We start from the raw sequence: 652 nt of genomic DNA on the forward strand, positions 1-652 counted from the left end.
TAACGAGTCTGTCTCATCGACAGTCGCTACAGGTTGAGTTCTCGCGTTGTGCCGTATTCCAATTGAGTCAAACATTAAGTTCGAATCATCTTGAGATACATCGATACAATCACAACCCGGATAGTTTCCACGCCCATCTCAAGACGCTTCCGCTATCCAAATTACTTGCTTCTTCCAGATTGTTAAAGAACGACAGCCGATACATACTACGTATCACTCTGACTGGCTCAATCGCCAATGCAAAATTCTCGGTTCAGTGTCTGAACCAAGCCCTTAGCGTTGGTGATTGGTGGAGGCAGACGGGATCGAACCGACGACCCCCTGCTTGCAAAGCAGGTGCTCTCCCAGCTGAGCTATGCCCCCATGTACAGATTTGCCTCAGGTGTTACCGCCAGACAATGGTGGGTCTGGTTGGATTCGAACCAACGACCCCCGCCTTATCAAGACGGTGCTCTAACCGACTGAGCTACAGACCCCTGAGTCTGTCTTTAAATTTACAGCCGATAAGCGTGAGCGCTCAACTTGTGCGAGAAGCTCTGGAAAGGAGGTGATCCAGCCGCACCTTCCGATACGGCTACCTTGTTACGACTTCACCCCAGTCATGAATCCTACCGTGGTGACCGTCCTCCTTGCGGTTAGACTAGCCACTTCT

General features: G+C 50.8%; 2 tRNA genes and 1 rRNA gene. All 3 read right to left on the bottom strand.

Annotated features, from left to right (window positions below):
- Positions 1 to 287: 287 nt before the first annotated feature.
- Positions 288 to 363, bottom strand: a tRNA-Ala gene (locus QZM35_RS38100).
- A 36-nt stretch (positions 364 to 399) separates the two neighbouring features.
- Positions 400 to 476, bottom strand: a tRNA-Ile gene (locus tag QZM35_RS38105).
- Between the two features lie 64 nt (positions 477 to 540).
- Positions 541 to 652, bottom strand: a 16S ribosomal RNA gene (locus tag QZM35_RS38110); the annotation flags it as partial.

Source organism: Burkholderia sp. AU45274 (assembly GCF_030482505.1).
GTDB lineage: Bacteria > Pseudomonadota > Gammaproteobacteria > Burkholderiales > Burkholderiaceae > Burkholderia.